This window comes from Couchioplanes caeruleus, assembly GCF_023499255.1.
Classification (GTDB): Bacteria; Actinomycetota; Actinomycetes; order Mycobacteriales; family Micromonosporaceae; genus Actinoplanes; species Actinoplanes caeruleus_A.
Genome location: NZ_CP092183.1, coordinates 3243934 through 3263780, shown reverse-complemented (window position 1 = coordinate 3263780; position 19847 = coordinate 3243934). Strand labels below are relative to the sequence as shown.

Sequence of the window (19847 nt, the reverse complement as noted above, 5' to 3'; positions counted from 1 at the left end):
AGACGCCACAAGTCAGCACACTGAAGACAGTCAAGTGCGCTGAGAGCAAAGCTCGCAAAGCTGCCACCTGACACGGCCCAGCAGGGTAACTCGAGATGTTTTGTCCGTCATCTATGTGACCACGCCTCTTCGAGGCTGTGACCACGCCTGTGACCACAAGATCCATTGCAGCGATCTTGTCGAGTGATATCAGTCCATTGGAAAAGCCGCTGACCAGGATTTTCACCCTAGCCAACGGCCTAAAAAATCGGTCGGGCTGACAGGATTTGAACCTGCGACCCCTTGACCCCCAGGCCGTGGGCGTAGACGTTTCCGCACGTCAAGCGCGATGCGCTGCGTGCCCGCACCGGGTCAAGTGTGCAGGTCCGCGCATGGCGCGCATACCGTGTGGTCCCCGGATGGTCCCCGGCGGTCACCGTCGGAAATGAGTGACACCCCTGCCAAGGCTGTCACTCGCCTTTCCGCAGCTGAAGACCACTCTGGTGACAGCGGTGACACGGGTGACAGCCGTGACATGCCTCGTGTCAGACGCCCAACCTTCGACGGCCGCAACGGAAATGCAATCACAAGTACTCATGCGTGTCGCGATCCTTCATGGGTGGCGCAACACGCAGATCATCGGTGACCGGCTTTTCTAGCGATGGTAGAGGATTCGCGTTGAATCCCATGCCCAGCGCCCGCACGCTCTTAAGTCGTTGCAATGCAATACGCCGTCCGATTGCGCTTTGCTGACGCCAGATACTCGTACGCGTGACTTGGCCAGTGTGCTGCCTATACAGCCATGTCACAGCTGGTTCGTTGTAGCCATCGCAAAAATCGGCCAGAGCGGAAAACATGATTATGTCCTCATCGCTCGGCACTCCAACCCATCCGCCTAGCGCTCGTACAGTATCCGTTCTTAGCATCAACCCGGCACAATGGATCGGCCAATTTCCACCGTGCTCGATAGCATAATTGTTCACCGCTCCAGCCTTGACAATCCCGGTAGGAATCAAAGGATCCCAACTGACTCGCCGTCCATCTGTCATCAGGTCGTCCGCCTGGCCAACTGCCCAGTGAATCGACAAGACCTCGAAATGATGGATCAAAGCCGAGATTGCATTGGGAAGAAGTACGTCATCGGAGTCAAGAACCCGGAGCAGGCTGCCCGACGCGCGTTCCAGGGCTAGATTCCTCGTTCCGGCGATGCCGAGCTGGCGACCATTGGCGGCGTAACTGACCCCGGGCACACCGGTAAAGTGCCCAGACAGAACCGGAGTATCGCCGTCTTCCTGCACAACCCATTCAACGTCCCACCCGGCCGGTACCTCCAACGCGGCGACGCTTGCTATCGTTTCCGGCATGAAGGCAGCACTTGGGGCGTATGCGGCGGTAATGATTGACACAGTCGGCATTCTGCTCACCATTTCTTGAGATGGGTAGTGAAACTAAGCTCTGTGCGATCGGCTGGGAAGTTCGCATCCGATATTTCGACGACTCTCTCTCCCTCGTCGTACGAGATTCGGCGAACGTGCAGCATCGGCACTCCGTCGTCAAGTCGCCATTCGTGCGCTTCTGCCGTAGTCGGCATTGATGCCGAGACCTGATCGACCACCTTCATAACTTCGATTCCCACCGTGTGAAGTTGGTGCAGCGTGCCGCCCGGCCAGGGCTCGTTAGCTGCATCCAAAAGCTTAGGATTTCCCTCAATCAACGGTATGGGAATGTAGGAGATACTCCACGAGAGACGTCGACCGTCTCTCCTGTCACGCATTTCGTAGAGCCGCTGCAAAACCTCAGTATCGACTGCGACTCCGAGGTCGGCAGCAAGCTTGCGCGAAGGCGCGATTTTGTCATATTGGGTTAAGAAGGATAGTTCTTCAATCCTGCTTCCCATGTCGGTTTCTGCGACGCCGGTTGACGCTCGAACGTCCTGAGGCTGGAGTGCCAGGTCCTTCTCCGCCTGATGACGCTCGGAGGAACGGCAGACGCGAGGCACCGGTGTTCGGACGGTGGCCGCCTTGCCTCGGCCGCCTGTGATAAGTCCTTGCTGCTTCAACAGGGCTATGGCGGCTCGCGCTGAGTTGAGGGAGCAGTCGTAGTCGTCGCAGAGGATCTGCAACGTAGGCAGAGGATCGCCGGGCTCTAGCTCTCCTCGTTCGATCCTCATGCGCAAGTCATCGGCGATGCGTAGGTGAATCGGCGCGGCGACGGCCGTGGGCTGCGGTTTCATGTCACCACCGTATCGCAGTTTGCAGGTTTGTGGGCAAACCTCTTGCGCGGTCGCCGTCACGTGCCCTACGGTCGGTCCATCGCAAGTTTGTGGGCAAACCTACAAACCATCAAAGTTGGAGGACTTCCGGTGAACTTCAAGGTTCCCTCGCCCATCGAGCCCGCTCCGGGCGACCTGTCAGCGATTGAGGCCGAGTGGCCGCTGATCGCCGCTGAGATCGACGTTGTCGACGCGGAGATCGTCCTGATCAATGCCGCTGACCAGGGCGGCCCGTCGCCGCTGGACTGGCGGCGGCTGCGCCGGGCCGAGGCCCGCGTTACCCGCGTCGCTGCCGAGCTGGCTGGGCGTCCCGGCTCCCTGAAGGCGGTGGCGTGATGCGGAAGCCTTCCGTCTCTGGCCGTGGCTGGGCCTACATCGGCGCCGCTCTGGGCGGCACGGTCTCGATCTCCGCGAACGTCGCTCACTCCTACGTCCCGCCCACCGATGCTCCGGCCGACTGGTCGCCGCAGACCGGCGCGGTGGTCGGCGCGATCTTCTGGCCCGTCGCCCTGTTCGTGGCTACCGAGATCCTGGCCCGCGTAGCGTGGCCGTCCGGCCGGGGCTGGGCCGCGCTACGGTTCGCCGGTCTGCTGCCGGTCGCCCTGGTCGCCGCGCTGGTGTCGTACAAGCACCTCGCCGGTCTGCTGCACTTCTACGGCGAGGACGCGGTTACCTCGCACCTCGGCCCGCTCGCGGTCGATGGCTTGATGGTCATGGCGACCGGTGCGCTGCTGGCGACCGCCCGCCACGTCGCGGCCGTCGCCGAGGACGCCGTGCCGGCCGAATCGCCCGCGCCGGTCGCCGCCGAGCTCGAGGCGCCGCAGACGCCCGCTGAGCCGGTCCGGGCAGAGGCGCCCGCGCCGACTCCGCCGGTCAAAAAAGCGCCCGTCAAGCGCGTCACGCCTCGTGCCGCGTCGGCGGAGAAGGTCGCCAAGGTCGCCGCCAAGATGCCCGCCGCGCCGGTCTCGGAAATCGCCGCGAAGGCCGGGGTTTCGGTCTCGACCGCCCGGCGTCATCTCGCCGCCCTGCGCGTCACCGATGCGTCACCATCTGCCCCAGTTCCTGCGGAAACGCCCGCTCTCGCCGCTGCCTGATCCGACCACCGAGAAGGAGCACAACGTCATGGCCAAGCACCACCTCACCGACGAGCAAGCCGCCGCCGAGACCACCGTCGCCGCCCTCGACCAGGTGTTCAAGAGCCGTGGTGACGACAAGGCCATCCGCGCGCTGATGACCCCGCAGCAGCGCGACGCGGTCGACCGCACGCTGCGCGATCACGAGCGCCGCACCCGCCGCTAGATACGCCCGGCGGCACGGCCACCTACCGCCAAGCAGACGCCGTGCCGCCGGTCCCCATCCCTTCGGCCCTGATCTCTCACGACCTCAAGGAGAGGCACCCATGTTCTCGCACCTCGCCCGCCGCGTCACCCTCGCCGCCCGCTGGATCCTGCTGTCGTGCGGCTGCCAGGTCACCCTGCACGGCAACGCCAAGGCCCCGACCTACTGCCCGGACTGCCGCAAGGCCGTCACGTCGAGCGCTTCCTGATCGGGGCCCACGCCATGACCGCCGCCACCTTCGCCGCCGTGTTCGTCGCCCTCTACGTCGCCCACCAGCTCGCCGACCACTGGATCCAGACCCAGCACCAAGCCGACTGCAAGGGCCGCCCCGGCTGGCCCGGCCGCATCGCCTGCGCCGCGCACGTCACCACCTACACCCTGACCGCGCTGGTCGCGCTCGCCGCCCTCGCGCTGTCGCTCGGGCTGCCGCTCGGCCCCGGCCGCGTCGCCGCCGGGCTGGCGGTCAGCGCGGTCACGCACTACATCGCCGACCGGCGCACCCCGCTCAAGCGCCTCGCCGACCTGTGCGGCGCGGGCCGCTTCTACGCCCTCGGCATCCCGCGTCCCGGCCGCGACGACAACCCGTCGCTCGGCACCGGCTCGTACGCCCTCGATCAGTCCTTCCACTACCTGTTCCTGTTCGTCGCCGCCCTCGTGATCGCCGCCTGAGACCCCGGAGGACAACACCGTGAACACCCCCACCGGACCCGAGAACTTCGACTGGACCGCCGCCGAGGCCGACGTCGCCGACGACAACGTGGTCGACCTGGACGCTGCCCGCACCCGCCGTACCGAGCCCGAGGTGAACCGGTCGTTCGCCGCCGAGGTGGACGACGAGACCGACGAGCTGGACACCGACGCCCCGGTGCCAGTGAACCCGCCGGCCACCCCGGACCCGTCGATGTTCGCCCTGGCAGCGGCCGGGAAGGTGACCGACCGACGGCCGATCCTGCCGCCGTGGCTGACCAGCCGCACCGAGTTCCGTTCGGCGACGCGGTGGGTGTTCGGCCACTACACCCACGTCAGCGTGTACCACCTGACCCGCTCCCCGAAGTACGCCGCCAAGCTGGGCTGGCGGGCACCGTTCGGCGTGGCCCGCACGATCGGCGCGCTGACCCGCTGGACCTCCGACGCCGAGGGCATCCCGGTCCGGCTGGCCTCGGTCCGGGCCGAGGACGCCGAGCTGTACCTGAAGCTGTCGCGTCAGCGTGACGCCCGGGTCCGGTGGCGCGGCATCGTCACCGCCGCCCTGCTGCTGCTCGGCGCACCCACCGTCGCCGTCCTGATGACGCTGGCCGGATCGTGGCAGCGGTGGCTCGCCCTGGCCGCCGCTGTGATCCTGTTCGGCCGGGTCGGCACCGACCGGGATACCCCGATCGTGGACACGGCTGTGGTCAAGCCCCGGGTGCGCAAGCTGACCCTGGACGTGATCGAGCGGGCGTTCCTGTCGGCCGGGCTGTGCAAGCCCGACGACATGATCAGCATCCCGAAGCCCATCATGCGTGACGGTGACGGGTGGCTCGCCATCGTGGACCTGCCGTACTCGACCACGGCGGACAAGGCGGTCAAGAAGCGCACCGAGATCGCCGCCGGTCTCGACCTGGACGAGGTGCAGGTGTGGCCCGACCGGGTACGCGGCACCGCCGGATCCGCCCGCCGGATCGCCCTGTGGGTCGCCGACGAGGACCCGTACGCCAAGCCGTCCGAGGTGTGGCCGCTGGTCGCCAAGGGCAGCGTGGACGTGTTCTCCCCGTTCCCGTTCGGCCTGGACCAGCGCGGCCGGGTCGTCCCGCTGGTCATGATGTTCACGTCGCTGCTGGTCGGGTCGATCCCGCGTATGGGCAAGACCAACGCGGCCCGCATCCCGGGCCTGGCCTGCGCCCTGGACCCGTCGGTGGAGCTGCACATCTACGACGGCAAGGGCGGCCAGGACTGGCGGCCGTTCACCCGCATCGCGCACCGCACCGGTTTCGGTGTGCGCACCGAGGTGGTTGAGGCCCTGGTGGAGGACCTGCGCGCGCTGGTGGACGACATGAACCGTCGTTACGACACGATCGCCACGCTGCCGCCGGAGATCTGCCCTGAGTCGAAGGTGACCCGGCAGATCGCCGACAAGCGGTCCCTGAAGCTCTGGCCGGTCCTGGTCTCGATCGATGAGTTCCAGCGCTACTCCAGCCACGCGGAGTTCGGCAAGGAGATCGTGGAGCTGCTGACCGAGCTGTGCAAGGTCGGCCCGGCGGTCGGGATCATGATCTCGCTGCACACGCAGAAGCCCGACGGCAAGGCCGTGCCGACCGACCTGCGCGACAACATCGGCACCCGGTTCGCGCTCAAGACGATGACCTGGCAGTCCTCCGAGGCCGTGCTCGGCGCGGGCTCGTACCCGGCCGGGTACGACTCGTCGCGGTTCCAGCGCTCCCACAAGGGTGTCGGCATCCTTCTCGGCGCCGACGACTCCGGCGCGGTCGAGGAAGCCCTGACGGTGCGGACCAACGTCGCTGCCGCCAAGCATGTCGAAGTCGTGATCGAGCGGGCGTATGCCATGCGCGCCAAGGCCGGGACGCTGACCGGCGCGGCCATCGGCGAGGCACCCGAGGTCCCCGCCGCCAGCGCGGGAGCGCAACTGCTGGACGACATCGCCGCCGTCCTGCACGCCGGGGAGACCAAGGTCTGGTCCGAGACCATCGTCGCCCGCCTCGCCGACCTGCGGCCCGAGACCTACAGCGGCCTCGCCCCGGAGGAACTGGCCACCCTGCTCAACCCCCTGGGCGTGGACACCATGCAGATCGGCCGGCGCATCGAGGGCAAGACGGTCAACCGGCGCGGCGTCGCCGCCGCCGACATCACCGCCGCGATTACCGAGCGTGACCGCAAGCGGCGCGCCGGGTAGGCCGACCTGGGCCGCTAGCGCTAGCGGCTGACCCCCGCTAGCGCTAGCACCCCCGATAGCACCCCATCCGAACCGTGATCAGGACGCTAGCGCGCTAGCGGCCTTATCCCCGTACTGCCTGAAACCGCCTGTGGAGGCACCCGTGGACTCGTCCGCAGTAATCGCTAGCCTGCTCTGCCTCGCCGTCCCCGCCGTCACCGTCTGTTACCTGCTGACCTGCATGATCTGGCCGTTCAAGGTCTGCCGCACCTGCTCCGGAACCGGCAAGAAGCGCGCCCCGCTCGGCCGGGTGTTCCGGCTCTGCCGCCGCTGCCAGGGCACCGGACGCCGGATCCGGTTCGGCCGCCACGCCTACAACGTCATCCGTCGCGAGCACACCAAGGGGACCAAGTGATCACCACCCGGACGATGGCCCGCCTCACCCGCCAGACCACCCACCACACCGACTGGTGCACCCGCGACCACCGGTGCGGCGTCAACGAGCACCGGGCCGCCCCGGTCGTGACCGCCCGCGGCTCCGGCCGCTCGGTCATGACCCGCGTCCGCGCCGGGGAGACTGAGTACGCCGAAGTGCTCATCCGGATCCCGCTCAGCCGCCGCCCGGACACCGCCCGCACTCAGCTCGCCACGCTGCTGCGGCTGCTCGGCCAGCTCCTGGACGCGGTCATCGTCCGCCCGGCCGCGATGCCCAGCCGCGCCGAGCGGCCCGCGATCGGGTGGAGGGCCGCCTGATGGGCCGCATCCGCGCCCGGTTCTTCGATCCGGAGGGCACCCGCTACGGCCTGCCCACCTTCTGGTGGCACGGCGCCCCGGACGGCTACGCCACCCGCCGCCAGCTCGCCGCAGACGGGCTGCGGCCGGGCCGCCAGCCGATCGCCGCGCAGATCCTCTGGCAGGGCGTGGGCGGCACCCGGGCGGCGTACCTGTACCGGCTCGACCTCGCCCGCCCGAAGCGCCCCGCCAGCGCGGCACAACGACGCGCGATCGCCGCCGCGCTGCGCGCCCGGCGCACCTGCCCGACCTGCCGCTCCGTCTGCGACTACTACATCCCGCGCTCGCTCGGCGAGTGCCTGACCTGCGCCGACCCGCGATGAACGGCCACTGGATCGCCGCCAGCAAGGCCCTCGGCCGCCTCGTGCCGGCCGATCTGCCCTACCCGCACATCTGCCGCGCGACGGTCGCCGCCGAAGACACCCTCTCCGCCCAGCCCCTCACCGTCACCCGGCAGGGCGAGAAGGACCGCTACTGCGCCGCATGCGCTCACAACAAGCACCGCAAGGCCTATCCATCCACACCCGACACCCGGAGGCCGGAACCCATGCACAGCAACGAAAACCTCCGCGCGGTCGCTCTCGCCGCCGCCGCGCGCGGCTGGCACGTCTTCCCGCTGCGCCCGGACGACAAGCGGCCCGCCTTCCCCGACCACCCCGCCGACGCCTGCACCGGCACAGACCCGCGCTGCCGCAACGGACACACCGGCTGGCAGGCCCGCGCCACCACCGACCCCGACCGGATCCGCCGAGGCTGGGCCAGCACCCCGTACGGGGTCGGCATCGCCTGCGGACCGTCCGGCCTCGTTGTGGTCGACCTGGACACCCCGAAGGACGGGCAGACCGCGCCCGCCGAGTGGTCGGATCCGTTGTGCCGCAACGGATCCGACGTGTTCGGGCTGCTCTGCGCCCGCCACGACACCGACGGCGCACCCGAGGCGTGGAACACCTACACCGTGACGACCGGGCGGGGCGGAACCCACCTGTACTACCGGCACCCGGGCGCCGGTCCGGCCCTGCGCAACACCGCCGGGGAGCGCGGCAACGGCCTCGGCTGGCTGGTCGACACCCGCGCCCACGGCGGCTACGTCGTCGCCGCAGGCTCGACCGTCGCCGGACGCCCGTACACGATCGCCCGTGACGCCGAGGTCGCCGCCCTGCCCGGCTGGCTCGCCAAACGCCTCACCCCGCCGCCGCTGCCGCCGCAACGCCCCGTCGTCGTCGACCTGCCGACCGGCCGGGCCGGTGCCTACCTGGACGCCGCGATCGACCGCCAGCTCGAGCACCTCCGGCAGGCCGCGCAGGGCGAGCGCAACTACGCGCTCTACGTCTCGTCGGTCGCCCTCGGACAGCTCGCCGCCGGAGGCGCCCTGCCCGTCGACCAGGCCGCCGCGCTGCTCGAAGAGGCCGCGCTGTCGATCGGCCTCGGCCAGTTCGAGATGCTGCGCACGATCCGCTCCGGCCTCGCCGCCGGTGCCAAGCGGCCTCGGACGGTGGCCGCATGACCGGGATGCCGGCCGACCGGCCCGAACGAGCGAACCTGCACGTCGCAGGCCCGGACGACGCCGCCGAACTGCTCTCCGGAGAGCAAGAGCGGCCCGCCCGGATCCGCACCGCGTGGACCGCCGCCGACATCATGGCAATGACCTTCGCGCCGCCGAAGTGGGCCGTACCGGGCGTGCTGTCCGAGGGCGTCAACCTGCTCTGCGGGCCGCCCAAGGTCGGCAAGTCCTGGATGTCGCTCGGCCTCGGCGTCGACGTCGCCCTCGGCGGCAAAGCGTTCGGCTCCATCCCCGTCGAGCGCGGCCCAGTGCTCTACCTCGCCCTGGAGGACACCGCCCGGCGCCTCCAGTCCCGCCTCGGCAAGGTCCTCGGCCAGCGCAAGGCACCCGCCGGGCTGACCCTGGCCACCGAATGCCCGCCCCTGCCGCAGGGCGGCGACAAGGCCATCGCCGTATGGCTCGACCGCAACCCGGACGCACGGATGGTCATCATCGACGTTTTCGCCAAGCTCAGGGGCAACTCCGCCCCCGGCGCCTCGGCCTACGACGCCGACTACGCCGCCGTGGGCCGGGCGAAGAAAGTCGCCGACGACTACGGCGTCGCGTTCGTCCTTGTCCACCACGTCCGCAAGGCCGGATCCGACGACTTCCTCACCGAAGTGTCCGGCACCAACGGCCTCGCCGGGGCCGCCGACGCCACGTTGGTGCTCAAGCGGGCGCGCAACCAGGGCGACGGCGTGCTGCACGTGACCGGCCGCGACGTCGACGAGAACGAGTACGCGCTGACCTTCGACTCCGACGCCGGAGCGTGGCAGATGCTCGACGGCCCGGCCGAGGACCACCAGGTCGGCGAAACCCGCGCCGCGATCCTGCGGTTCCTGCGGACCACGCCGGGCAGCACACCGGCCGCCATCGCCGGTGCCGTGGGCCTCAAGGCCGCGACCGTGCGGCAGACCTGCTCGCGGATGCTCGCCGATGGGCAGCTCGCCGCCGAACCGGGCGGCCGGTACCGCGTACCTGGTGTCACGGCTGTCACTCCTGTAACTGGTGTCACTCAACCCGCGCTGACCAGCGGAAACGACGGTGACAGAGCGAGTGACATCGAGAGGGCCGACTGACCTTGAAGAACCTGCTGAAACAGGGAGATAGCCGCATCATCAGGGCGATACGCATAGGGACACACCAGGCAAGCTGGGATCTTGGCTCAGAACGGCTCTCAGCGGGCCGCGCACAGGGCCGCAGAGACATCGACCCCCACACCCTCGCCAGTACCGCACCGCAGCACCGGGAGGCCGTCACCGTGCGACTCAGGGCCGTAGACAGCATCGACACGACCGCCGCTGAGCATGAATTGATCACTACTGAGGAGCTGGCGCGGATGCTGCGTGTGGATCCGTCCAGCGTGCGCCGTTGGCGGACCGCCCGGCCGCTGCAAGGTCCGCCGTTCATCGCCCTGTCCGAGCGCGTGATCATGTATTCGATCGAGGACGTGCGAGCTTGGCTGGCCAGCCGTCGAGTCACCCCGGAGGCAGCGTGACCAGCACAGCGCAGCACCCGCCTCTCAGTGTTTCAGTCAAGTCGGACGTGGAGTACCGCGCCGGGCGGCCCAAGCCCTACAAGGCTCGCGTGCGCTGGACGGATCCGGCGACCGGCGACCGGCGGTCCAAGTCGCACTCGACGGCGACGCCCGAGGATGCTCAGGAGTGGATCGACGGCATGATCCGCGCGGCCAACGGCGGGCTCAACCCGGTCGCGGCCACGCAGCGACTCGCCGAGTACGGCACCGACGTGATGCCGCTGGCTACCCGGGGGCTGGAGCGCAAGACGCTCGATCCCTACCTCGCCGGCTGGCGGCTGCGCGTCGTACCCACCCTCGGCCACATCCCCATGCGGATGATCACCAACGGTGTGGTGGACCGGGCCGTCTACTCGTGGATCGAGGACGAGTGCAGCCGCTCGACGGTCAAGAACACACTTGCCATCCTGGTCAGGGTGCTGGAACAGGCCGTGCGTGATGGCGTGGTGGACCGCAACGTCGGACGGGTCACGGGCTGGCAGCGCGAGTACCAGCGTGCCGAGGACGAGTTGGATGACCCTCGCTCGCTCGCCCTGCCGAGCTGGGATGCACTGACCACGCTCGCGGATGCGCTCGTCGCCCGGTCGCACGGTCAGTTCACCGGATGGGGGCACATCGTCACGTTCGCCGCGTGCACCGCAGCCCGCATCGGCGAGGTGTCCGGCGTCCGGGCCGGAGACATCGACCGTGCAACGTGGACGTGGACTGTGCGGAGGCAGACCACACCGGGACCGGGCGGGCTGATCGACAAGGGCACCAAGGGCAAGCGCGCCCGCAAGGTGCCGATCATCGAAGAGGTGCGGCCGATGCTGATCGAGCGTCTCGACTCGGCCGCCAGGCCGGACGCCAGGCTGTTCACTGGCCCGCGCGGCGGCCGGATCAGTACTGCCGTGTTGCGAGACGCCACGCACTGGGACGAGGTGGTCACCGATCTGGGCTACGAGCACCTGCGGCGGCACGACCTACGACACACCGGCCTGACATGGCTCGCCGACGCCGGAGTTCACGTGCACGTGCTACGGAAGATCGCCGGGCATGGTTCGCTGACTACCACACAGCGATACCTGCACCCGGATCAGCGCTCGATCAGCGAAGCGGGAGACGCCCTCAGCGCCCACCTGAAGGCCCCCCGCGGGGTGTCGAACCGAGCGAGCTAGTCGACTCTCGGTCTGCGCAAGCAACTGCGGCAGGCCATAGATAACCGCTTCGAGGGCTTGCCAGGCGACCAAACGCCGCTTGGCAAGCCCTCGAAGCAAAGGCGCTGTTCTACTAGTGCTGAGTGTTGGTCGCCCAGATCGGGTTCCACGTCGGGGCGTAGATCACCATGTTTCCGTCAGCCTGGACGTGCAAATTCCTCCCACTTCCGCCGCTCGTGTTAGACGGCAGGCGTTTGCGGATTACGGCGCCGCTGGCGCTGTAGACGACAAAATTGCCGTCGGGTTGAAAACGTGCATAAGCGCCAGGGTGTCCCCAGGTCCCGGAGTCCCACCGAGCGTAGGCGGGGTTGTGAATGCCTCTCTCGTCGTAAAGCACGAGGTTGCCGTCGTGCTGCATGAGCAGGCAGGCCTTGCCCCACTGCACGAAGGGCTCGTTGGAAAGGTCACTGAAAAACCAGCTGTCCCCCGCGACCCGCCAGGTATTCACGCCCTTGTAAGTGGCCTGCGTAGCACCTTGGGTGGTGTATTGATACCACCAATCTGCCGCGTATGATGACGCCGCCACTTGAGCGCCACCCGACCCATGTCCGGCTTTCGGCGCATTGGCGCTTTCCGCCTCCGCCTTGGCCTTCAGGCGATCAATTTCTGCCTGTGGTACGTCGATGAACTCTTCGGAGGAGTCGGCCGCGCGCTGTCCCGCTTTAGCATTCGCCGCCCCTGTAACCGCCGGGGTAGGGGCTGGCGGAGGCGGGAGGGCGGACCCCGCAGGAGACGGGAAAGCGCTCGGGCTCTCCATGGCACCGGGGGTTCGAGCAGGCGCCGCCTCAGCCTCCGCCTTGAGCTGCGCCAGCTTCTCCGGAGAGACGGGATCCGGTGAGCCCGTCGCCGTGGAGGTCGGTGCCGGCAGAGTCGATCCGACCGGCGCAGGAAATGATGTAGGGCTTGACGTGGGGGAGGGCTGGTCATCAGCCTGTGCGGCTGTCGTCAGTCCAGCGCTTGCAAGAACCAACACAGCGCTGACGCCGACGCCCATCACCAGGCGCTTTCTCCGCGGACCCCTCGCGCCCTGCGCAGGAGTCTTAACTCTTAGCAATCCCATCCATAGATACTCTCGTGAGCAATGTAGAGGGTCAAGGACATTCACCGTGACCTGTTGGTCACTCCGGTGTCGGATTGCGTCCTGCGCATGCCCGGCACCCGCCGGTCCCTAAACGGTCCCCCACTCACAGCTACCCGGTAGGAATATCCTGATCTAGCAAAATGCCAGAAGGGCCGCTAACCAGGGTTTACACCCTAGCTAGCGGCCCTTCATGATCGTCGGGCTGACAGGATTTGAACCTGCGACCCCTTGACCCCCAGCATTTGGCGGCCCCAGCGACGTGCTAACTAACGTTTTACCAGGTCACTGGAAAGTATACTCGGCCGAGTAAAGGTGTCCAACGCTAGCACTCCTTCTTCGACGTGCTTATCGTACCTGACCTGCACCGTTGCGCTCCCGATTGCGTCAGCAGCATCCTCTCAACCTAAGCAGGGGGCGCCACAACCGCGTATCCAGCGCCCGGCGATGAGAACCCATTGCAGTCGACCACGCTTGCAGCCACTTCCGCAGACGTACCGACGTCGAGGGCTGCTGTGTCTTCCGTGGCGTTCGTGGCTCTGCAATTCAGGCCGTACGTCGACGCCAAATGCGTCAGCTACGCCTCTAGTTCGCGCTGAATCAAAACCGCTTCGGTTGATCCCAGAGCGGACAGGTCATCGACTAGTTGCCGCAGGGCCGGTTGCTGAGCCTCCAGATTTTCCTGCTGTTCCAGCAGGGCTAGACGCAGCCATGCAGCGATGTACTGGCTATCGCGCGGAATGCGGGCCGGATTGTTTCCCAACATTCGCAAGATCATCTGTGTCCCGGTTGGAGTGAACGTCAGCCCTGTTGGCGCCAGGCAAACGATGAGTCTGTCGCAAAGCTTTGGCCGTGGCGCGTATGCGTCTACCCATCGCACCATCGTCCGCATCCACTCGCGGCCTGGCCAGACCGAGAGATCCGAGGGCTTAGGAAGTAGCGCCTTATCGAGGTCTGCCTCCTGACGTGTGCGCGGTCGGCTTTCGCCGGGTCCAGGCACGTGTCGGGCAGCGGGCAGAAGACGGTCCAGGATCGTGGGCCAGATCATGAACAGCTGCCGGCCCATCTCCGGTGAGGTTGCATGTTCCGAGAGGGCGGCTATCAGACCGGTCAGCTGCTCTGGCATCTTGGCGAAATTGTTTACGTAGCGCTCAAGCAGGCCGCCGTCGCCGGACAAGATCTCAGTCGCGACCCAGGCGTCCATCTGTTGACGCCAGGCGCCAGAACTGCTGTCACGGTGACGCCCCCACGCTGCTGGCCAGGCTCGCAAATCGTGAGTCACGAGCGCAGCGAGCATGGCGCGGCCCTCCGTTGCGTGTTCGCAGTCGCAACCGGCCGCAGTCTTGAGACCGGGTAAGGCGTCGGCAGCCATACGCAGATCGATGCTGGCAGCAGGCTCGTCGAGTGCAGCTTCGAACGGTTCCGTCAGTCGCACCTGTAGCCGCTTCTGTCCGCTGCGTGGCCCGATCCCAGCGTCCAGAAGCAGTTCGCGATACACCGTCAAGGCCGTCGCGTGGTTCGCCGTGTGGGACTTGTTGTCTTGGCAGCTTTGCATCCACGTTGGCTCAAGGGCCCGTGTGAGGCGGTGCCGGACCTCGCGGGCTTTGCGTCCCGCCAGCCGTTTGAGTGCTGTGGCTACGTCAGAGTGCGCAGCACCGCTTGCGGCCAGCAAGTCCTGATTTAGGAGGACTGTGGGTAGTGCCGTGGCGGCTGACCGGTCGGCGCCCATGTCCCAACTGGTGTCGCGCTCAGAGAGGTAGGTTTCCGGCTTCGCGGTGCTGGTGTTCGCAATCTGGACGAGTACCCTGACGGCTTCAGGGAGCAGTGCTCGGTCGTCGTCGTCGCCTGTGGCGGCCTGCGTCGCGACTGCGGCGGCAGCTATTGCCCGCGCGTCGTCGGCTGTGTGGATCGAGTAGGCGCCGGGTGTTTCAGCGATCGATTGCAAGGTCTTCATAGTGTGGGCGTAGATCTGCGCCGCTGATCGGTCGTTTGCTTGTCCATCGCGGATCTTCATGGCGCTGAACATCACGTGGTTCAGGGTCAGGCTCAGCGTCGCTGCCCGGCCGCCACCGCGTTCGAGTTCTTCTTGCACGTCGGCCGGTACGTCGAGTGAGATTTCCACGGCGCCTGGTTGTTCTCGAGATGGGGTGGATTGGTATGCCGCAGCGTCGAGGGCGAGTGCCCGGCGGCGCGGAACTGACAACCTAGGGTCGTCGTCCGGCGGGTCGCCTAGGACTTCGCGCGCCGCTACTAAGAGCCGTTCGCCGACAGTGTTCAATGCTGCTTGGCGCTTGGTATCAGCTGTTAGTGCAAGCCATGCGGCTACGCGGTCCGGAGTCACACGAAGGGCTGCTTCGTCCTCGGACGGCTGGCTGAAGCTGGTCTCGATGACTACCCGGCCGATCTCCAGGTCCCAAACGTCAGGGTGTTCGAGGAACGCGTCGATATAATTACCGGCCGCTGCGAGGTCCGAGACAAGCAGGGAGTAGGCCACTGCGGGAAAGGCCACGCTCGCACCGGCTCCCAGTACATCATCGAGTACATCGGGCAGGGGGCGACTTGCGGTTTCCGCCTTCGCCCATCCGCGCAACGCCAAGAGAGCCGACATCGCGACCCAGGCACCGTTGCCTGATTTCCGGTACCAGGCCCACGCGGTAGCGGGTCCGTCGTAGGTGATGGACTCAGCCCAGTGCGGCAGTTTCAGTCGAAGGAGTACGACCTCCGATGGTTCGTTGAAGGACTGCTCGACTCGTATCCGCGCGGCCGTAGCTGCGTCTACGACTTCTCCGACCAGGCGTAGGCCATGCCGAGGTGAGTTTGCCAGGAGCGTCGCGAAGGGTCCCCAGTCCGGTCCCGCCAGCCCGAAGTTCATGCGGAACGACGTCCTACTGGAGTGGTCGCGGACACCTTCCTCTTCCTCGTATCCCGACAGTTCCCTCCTACGTCTCCGCCGGCCCTGGCGGGCCGGTCGGCGCTCTGGAACATCAGGATCAAGAGTCAAGGGCAGATCCAGGTAGTAGCGACCAGCGAGCTCAAGCAGGAGGTCGGGGCTGTCGCGGGCTAGTGCCGAAGCTGCCTGGGGGTCCTCGGCCACAGCGTCGAGATCCTGCCCGTCTGCGCGGTCCATCAGTATGCGGCCCTCCTCTGAGAGGTGTTTCCCAAGCAGCCCTACCGCTGCCAGAGCCGATTCGTATCGGTCGCCGTACCGGTCCTCACCCGCCCACCTGGCTACTGACGCGCTCAATCGTGTGGGATTGGCGATGAATGCGGCCACCCGGTGGCCGTTGAGCTCAACACTGACGAGCCACCGATGGATCAGACGGGTCGCAGCGCCGGTCAGCCGTTCGGGTACGCGGTCAGCGAGCACTCCGACGAGCGCCACCACCGGCGCAGCCAGCACGTCATCGATCAAAAGCTGCGCGCCGTCCGGCTCGTAGCGTGACGTGGTGGCATAGCGACCAGTGATGCCGATCAGTGTTCCGAGGGCCGCGCCATCGTCCGCCAGCAGTCTGGATGTCAGCGCCGCCAACACGCCGTCTGGACTGCCCATCGAAACCAGTGCCTCGAACGGCACCTCAGTCCAACGGCTTCCGTCGCGACCGGCAAGGTCTCGACAAGATTCAAGAATCTCGGCCCATACGCGCCGGATCTCAGCTGGGTCGCCGTCGGCGTCGGCAAGCTTTCGTTGCGAGGCCAGCCTTACCGCCCGTATGAGCGACCGCGCATTACTGGCTGCGGTCAGAAGGGCGGCACCGTCGTCATCGGTCAGTCGCATGGCAGTTGCGTAGTCCGCTAGGACGTCGTGGGCGAAACGATACGTCGAGCTTTTACGCCTAAGAATGTCGTCGCTGACGAGGCCGCTTACAGCCGCACCGTTCATCAGTGATAGGCGACTGTTCCCTTTACCTTCGATGACCGCTTCGGCGAGCGTGCTCCAAACGACGCCGCGGTCATGCGGCGAGCCGTGCCCGGGCGTCAAACCCTCGCTCCGGCGTACGACCTTATCGTGGACCACAGCGAGAATGTCCTCCTCGCCGAGTGCGTCGCCTTCAGCGGGTTCAGTGTGAGAACGGACCATGAGATCGACTAGGAATGGCCGGCGCAGCAGCCGCTTGCTGCGCGGGTGGCGTACCAATGGTGCCAGGGTGGGGAAAGCGATGCTGACCTCGGCGACCTCAGCGTCAGACAGCTCGTCGAGTTTGATGTGAGTTGAGAGCCGATTCCCCAAGTGCTCGGTGAGGGGGCCAGCTGCGTCTGTCCGGCACGTGATGACGACCATCCACGGCGGTGAGCTGGATCCGCCCGTTGGAGCGGCCCGAAGTAGTGACTCGAGCAGCCGACCCGAGTCTGTCAGTGCATGTTCGGCGCCGTCGATGAGCAATATCCGCGGACTGGTCGTAGGCGCCGCAGCTAGCACTGTTTCAAGATGCGTCACACCGAATTCCTGCTGGATTGTGGCTAGCGTGTCTCCACTACGCGTCGTTAAGTCGACGGCCACGACGGTCGCGTCATCCCCGAGTCGCTTGACTGCACGGCGGGCCAGGACCGACTTGCCTACACCAGCCGCTCCCGACACGAGCACAATGCCTTCGCCGATGGCCTCAACGAGTTCCTCAGCTGCCGCAACTCGCTCCAGTCGTAGCTTTCCGCCCATGCGGTCCACGGTGTGGGCCAGCTCCTGGCGGGACGCCTTTAGGACGCGATCGAGGTCCGCTCGGTGGCGCGGGTCGGCCGTTAAAGGAATCTGACGGGCGAAGAGTGCGGCTCGCACCATTGGGGCCTCGATAACTCCTGCACTCGGTCCCCAGGTTTCCGCAAGCGTTCTCAGCTCGGAAAAGACGGCGTGCACTCCTGGCCCTCCGGCAGGCAGCATCGTTGCCAGTCGACTCTGAGCCTCCAGCACGTCACGTCCGTCGTCCCCTACCTCAAATATCCATACTCGTAAGAATTTGAGAAGCTCAAACGTCAGCTCCTCGGTCTCCGCTTCTCCCAAACTCTCGCCACGTGCCGTCAGTACCTTGCTCACCGCGTCCTGGACATGTTTTTGCCGATCTCGAACATCACGCGCTACGGCCCCGGGAACCAGTACGCCCAAAAAGGTTTCGGCTGTGGCGTGCGATCGGGCCAGATCGGTCAAGCGCTTGAGTTGTTCCAGCGGGCCGCGGGGACCCGAGGCTGCAAACCCGAGCTGCAATCTGCCCTCGGCCAATGCCACGGATTGCTGCCGCATGGTATCGAGGCACTGGTGAAGTACATCGATGAAGGCCCCGTCCGCGGCAGTGGGAGAGGCTGTTCGCTTAATCTGGAAGTCGATGCCAGTCTCAGCCGTATCGGTGCGCGACCGCAGCACTAGATCATCAAGGGCGTTCCCCGCCACGCGGCGCTGAAGAGCCACTGTCGTGGGCGGTCCGCTGAGCCCTGGGAGCAGATCGCCAGTCAAAAGTCGAGCGAGCGCTACCGCACCGAGGCTGTATTCCTCAATGGTGCCAGAGCCTCCGGTAGCCTCCGGAGATACTTGATTCTGTGGGGGTTGCACTGTCACTGCCTCGGCTTCCTTACCGCTGCGTGCATGCGGGCCTCTGACCTCCGGCGTCATGCCGGCCTGTTCGAGGCTATCGACGACGCAAACTTGCCAGCCCATCTACCGGGCTAACCGACGGTATCCGAGCTCTCCTGGGTCAACCTCAGGGCCCGCCCTGCCAGCCGCAGCGCGTTCTGCTTGAACAACCGCGCGTAGGTGCACCTACGCGCGGTTGTATCGCTGTAACCCCACTGATGTCGAGCTTGACGGAGACTGACTCCACCCGACCCAGTAAGGTCCTGGTCAAGCTGCGACGCGGTCCGGCCGCGTCGGCGCGAAGGTGCTGTCGAAGTCGCATCGAGTGCAGAGATGTCGCCGGTGCATCTCAAGGGCCGCTTCGCCGAGGGTCATGGTGGCGTAGTTGGCGCTCGCCTCATCGGTACGGATGGAACCGGCAGCGGCCAGGCCGAGCGCTTCGAGGTGGCCGGCGATCTGGCCGGGCCGCAGCCCTGAACACCAGGTGAGCACCGACGGCGTCTCGGCATCCGATGAGCATGCCAGCTGCAGGTGTCTCGCCCAATGGCCTGAGCCGTGGCGGGTGCCCTTGGGATCGTGCAGGAACACCGGCTGAACGCAGAATAGCGCGCTAGTGATCTCGGTATGTGGCTGCAATTGCCAGACCGGCGCCCACCGCTTCTCGAGATCGGTCAGCGACGGTTCGTGCCAGACCGGCCGGTAGGAGCGTTCTTCGTCGCCGCGGTGCATCCGCCTTTCAGTCGACAGCAGCTCCTCGCGGAATCGCGGCGGCCAACCGCTGTCGTCGTGGATCTCGACCGTTGTCGCGGTCGGTAGGTGGATGAGCCGGTAACCGTAGGTGGTGCAGGCATCGAGCCGCAGCCCGGGAATCCCAGCGCAGCGGGGGTACTGTTTGTCGGGATCGGTGTAGGGCAGCAGGTAAGCGCACATGCGGTGGGCGACGGTGGAGCCCATGGCGATGCGGTCGGGCTGCGGGGAAACCCAGGCGCCGTAGTAGTCGAACAGGCTGGCCAGGTGGCGGCCCTTCAGTGCATCCCAGTCGTGGCTTCCGCCGTTCGCGAACAGCCGGATGAGCACGCTTTGCAAGGCCTTTTGACCTGTGGGCATGGTGATCGTCTGGTCGCGTGGGGGCAGGCCGGCTGCGGCGAGGCGTGCCGGCTCATAAGTGAGGTGGCGTCGTTCTGCGCGACGGCGCCGGTCAGAGACGTGGGGCATGATGCATCTCCAGCTGAGCCGCGTCCCGGACCGCGGCCGCCAGGTGCGGACGCGACAAGTCTCGTGTGTGTTCGGAGTTCAGTGGTTGCAGGAGATTGGGCTCCAACCCTTGTCGTCGCGGTGGCGCCGCTCCGGGGCGGTGCGCTGACGGCAGACCTCTCCCTGGCCTGCCGGGCAAATGTACGGCCGATCTTTCAGGAATCCGGCGAAACTCGGCAAGGTCACCCTCTCGTTGATCGGAATCCCTCGAGCGGGTGCACCACCGTTGCGATGGCAAACGTCGGCGCAACCGCTGGCGATTGATGGTCCTACCCACGTTGCGTAGACCGTCCTAGGATCCTCGGCTTCCGTCGCTATACCACCCGCGCGGAGGAGCCCTCCCCGTTCGGTATAGACGGACCCCCGGCACAGCGAGTCACGGTCGACCGCTCGTCGGCGGCTGAACTCCACTGTCGAGAGGCGCCTTCGGAAGGA

The 19847-nt window shown here is 66.6% G+C and carries 18 protein-coding genes; 13 read left to right on the top strand and 5 right to left on the bottom strand.

Annotation, left to right across the window (positions count from 1 at the left end; genetic code table 11):
• Window positions 1–563 precede the first annotated feature (563 nt).
• Both COUCH_RS15270 and COUCH_RS15265 read right to left on the bottom strand, forming a co-directional pair.
• Window positions 564–1385, bottom strand: a complete 822-nt coding sequence (locus COUCH_RS15270; protein WP_249612738.1) for a glycosyltransferase family 2 protein — start codon at window positions 1383–1385, stop codon at window positions 564–566.
• Between the two features lie 14 nt (window positions 1386–1399).
• Window positions 1400–2212 (bottom strand): GntR family transcriptional regulator, encoded by an 813-nt coding sequence (locus COUCH_RS15265; RefSeq protein WP_249612737.1) that lies wholly within the window; start codon window positions 2210–2212, stop codon window positions 1400–1402.
• A gap of 129 nt (window positions 2213–2341) precedes the next feature.
• On the opposite strand from COUCH_RS15265, the gene COUCH_RS15260 reads away from it, so the two are divergent.
• The 13 genes from COUCH_RS15260 (at window position 2342) to COUCH_RS15200 (ending at window position 11484) form a co-directional block, all read left to right on the top strand.
• Window positions 2342–2587: a DUF6284 family protein gene (locus COUCH_RS15260; protein ID WP_249612736.1), complete on the top strand. Its 246-nt coding sequence runs from the start codon at window positions 2342–2344 to the stop codon at window positions 2585–2587.
• A gap of 143 nt (window positions 2588–2730) precedes the next feature.
• On the top strand, window positions 2731–3345 hold the full coding sequence (locus COUCH_RS15255; RefSeq protein WP_249612735.1) for a hypothetical protein: 615 nt from the start codon (window positions 2731–2733) through the stop codon (window positions 3343–3345).
• 28 nt (window positions 3346–3373) lie between these two features.
• A complete protein-coding gene (locus tag COUCH_RS15250) occupies window positions 3374–3550 on the top strand; it encodes a hypothetical protein (protein ID WP_249612734.1) in 177 nt (58 codons plus the stop codon).
• Between the two features lie 100 nt (window positions 3551–3650).
• Entirely contained in the window at window positions 3651–3797 is a 147-nt protein-coding gene (locus tag COUCH_RS15245; RefSeq protein ID WP_249612733.1) for a hypothetical protein, read from the top strand.
• Window positions 3798–3811: 14 nt separating this feature from the next.
• Complete coding sequence (locus COUCH_RS15240) at window positions 3812–4258, top strand: DUF3307 domain-containing protein (protein WP_249612732.1); 447 nt, start codon at window positions 3812–3814, stop codon at window positions 4256–4258.
• Window positions 4259–4277: 19 nt separating this feature from the next.
• Window positions 4278–6479 (top strand): cell division protein FtsK, encoded by a 2202-nt coding sequence (locus COUCH_RS15235; RefSeq protein ID WP_249612731.1) that lies wholly within the window; start codon window positions 4278–4280, stop codon window positions 6477–6479.
• A 142-nt stretch (window positions 6480–6621) separates the two neighbouring features.
• Complete coding sequence (locus COUCH_RS15230; RefSeq protein ID WP_249612730.1) at window positions 6622–6873, top strand: hypothetical protein; 252 nt, start codon at window positions 6622–6624, stop codon at window positions 6871–6873.
• The gene (locus tag COUCH_RS15225) at window positions 6870–7211 is read left to right on the top strand and encodes a hypothetical protein (protein ID WP_249612729.1); all 342 of its coding nucleotides are present in this window, start codon (window positions 6870–6872) and stop codon (window positions 7209–7211) included. Before COUCH_RS15230 ends, COUCH_RS15225 begins: the two co-directional genes overlap by 4 nt.
• Window positions 7211–7573 carry an RRQRL motif-containing zinc-binding protein gene (locus COUCH_RS15220; protein WP_249612728.1) on the top strand — a complete coding sequence of 121 codons (363 nt, stop codon included), beginning with the start codon at window positions 7211–7213 and terminating at the stop codon, window positions 7571–7573. Before COUCH_RS15225 ends, COUCH_RS15220 begins: the two co-directional genes overlap by 1 nt.
• A complete protein-coding gene (locus COUCH_RS15215) occupies window positions 7570–8754 on the top strand; it encodes a bifunctional DNA primase/polymerase (protein ID WP_249612727.1) in 1185 nt (394 codons plus the stop codon). Before COUCH_RS15220 ends, COUCH_RS15215 begins: the two co-directional genes overlap by 4 nt.
• Before the next feature lie 5 nt (window positions 8755–8759).
• The gene (locus COUCH_RS15210) at window positions 8760–9869 is read left to right on the top strand and encodes an AAA family ATPase (RefSeq protein ID WP_249613711.1); all 1110 of its coding nucleotides are present in this window, start codon (window positions 8760–8762) and stop codon (window positions 9867–9869) included.
• Between the two features lie 2 nt (window positions 9870–9871).
• Complete coding sequence (locus tag COUCH_RS15205) at window positions 9872–10288, top strand: helix-turn-helix transcriptional regulator (RefSeq protein ID WP_249612726.1); 417 nt, start codon at window positions 9872–9874, stop codon at window positions 10286–10288.
• A 47-nt stretch (window positions 10289–10335) separates the two neighbouring features.
• Entirely contained in the window at window positions 10336–11484 is a 1149-nt protein-coding gene (locus COUCH_RS15200; protein ID WP_249613710.1) for a site-specific integrase, read from the top strand.
• A gap of 112 nt (window positions 11485–11596) precedes the next feature.
• Here the strand turns inward: COUCH_RS15200 and COUCH_RS15195 are convergent, their stop codons facing one another.
• From COUCH_RS15195 to COUCH_RS15185, 3 genes are all read right to left on the bottom strand, one after another.
• Window positions 11597–12280 carry a hypothetical protein gene (locus COUCH_RS15195; RefSeq protein ID WP_249612725.1) on the bottom strand — a complete coding sequence of 228 codons (684 nt, stop codon included), beginning with the start codon at window positions 12278–12280 and terminating at the stop codon, window positions 11597–11599.
• Between the two features lie 898 nt (window positions 12281–13178).
• Window positions 13179–17978 (bottom strand): ATP-binding protein, encoded by a 4800-nt coding sequence (locus COUCH_RS15190; protein WP_249612724.1) that lies wholly within the window; start codon window positions 17976–17978, stop codon window positions 13179–13181.
• Window positions 17979–18425: 447 nt separating this feature from the next.
• Window positions 18426–19373 (bottom strand): hypothetical protein, encoded by a 948-nt coding sequence (locus tag COUCH_RS15185; protein WP_249612723.1) that lies wholly within the window; start codon window positions 19371–19373, stop codon window positions 18426–18428.
• Between the last annotated feature and the right edge of the window lie 474 nt (window positions 19374–19847).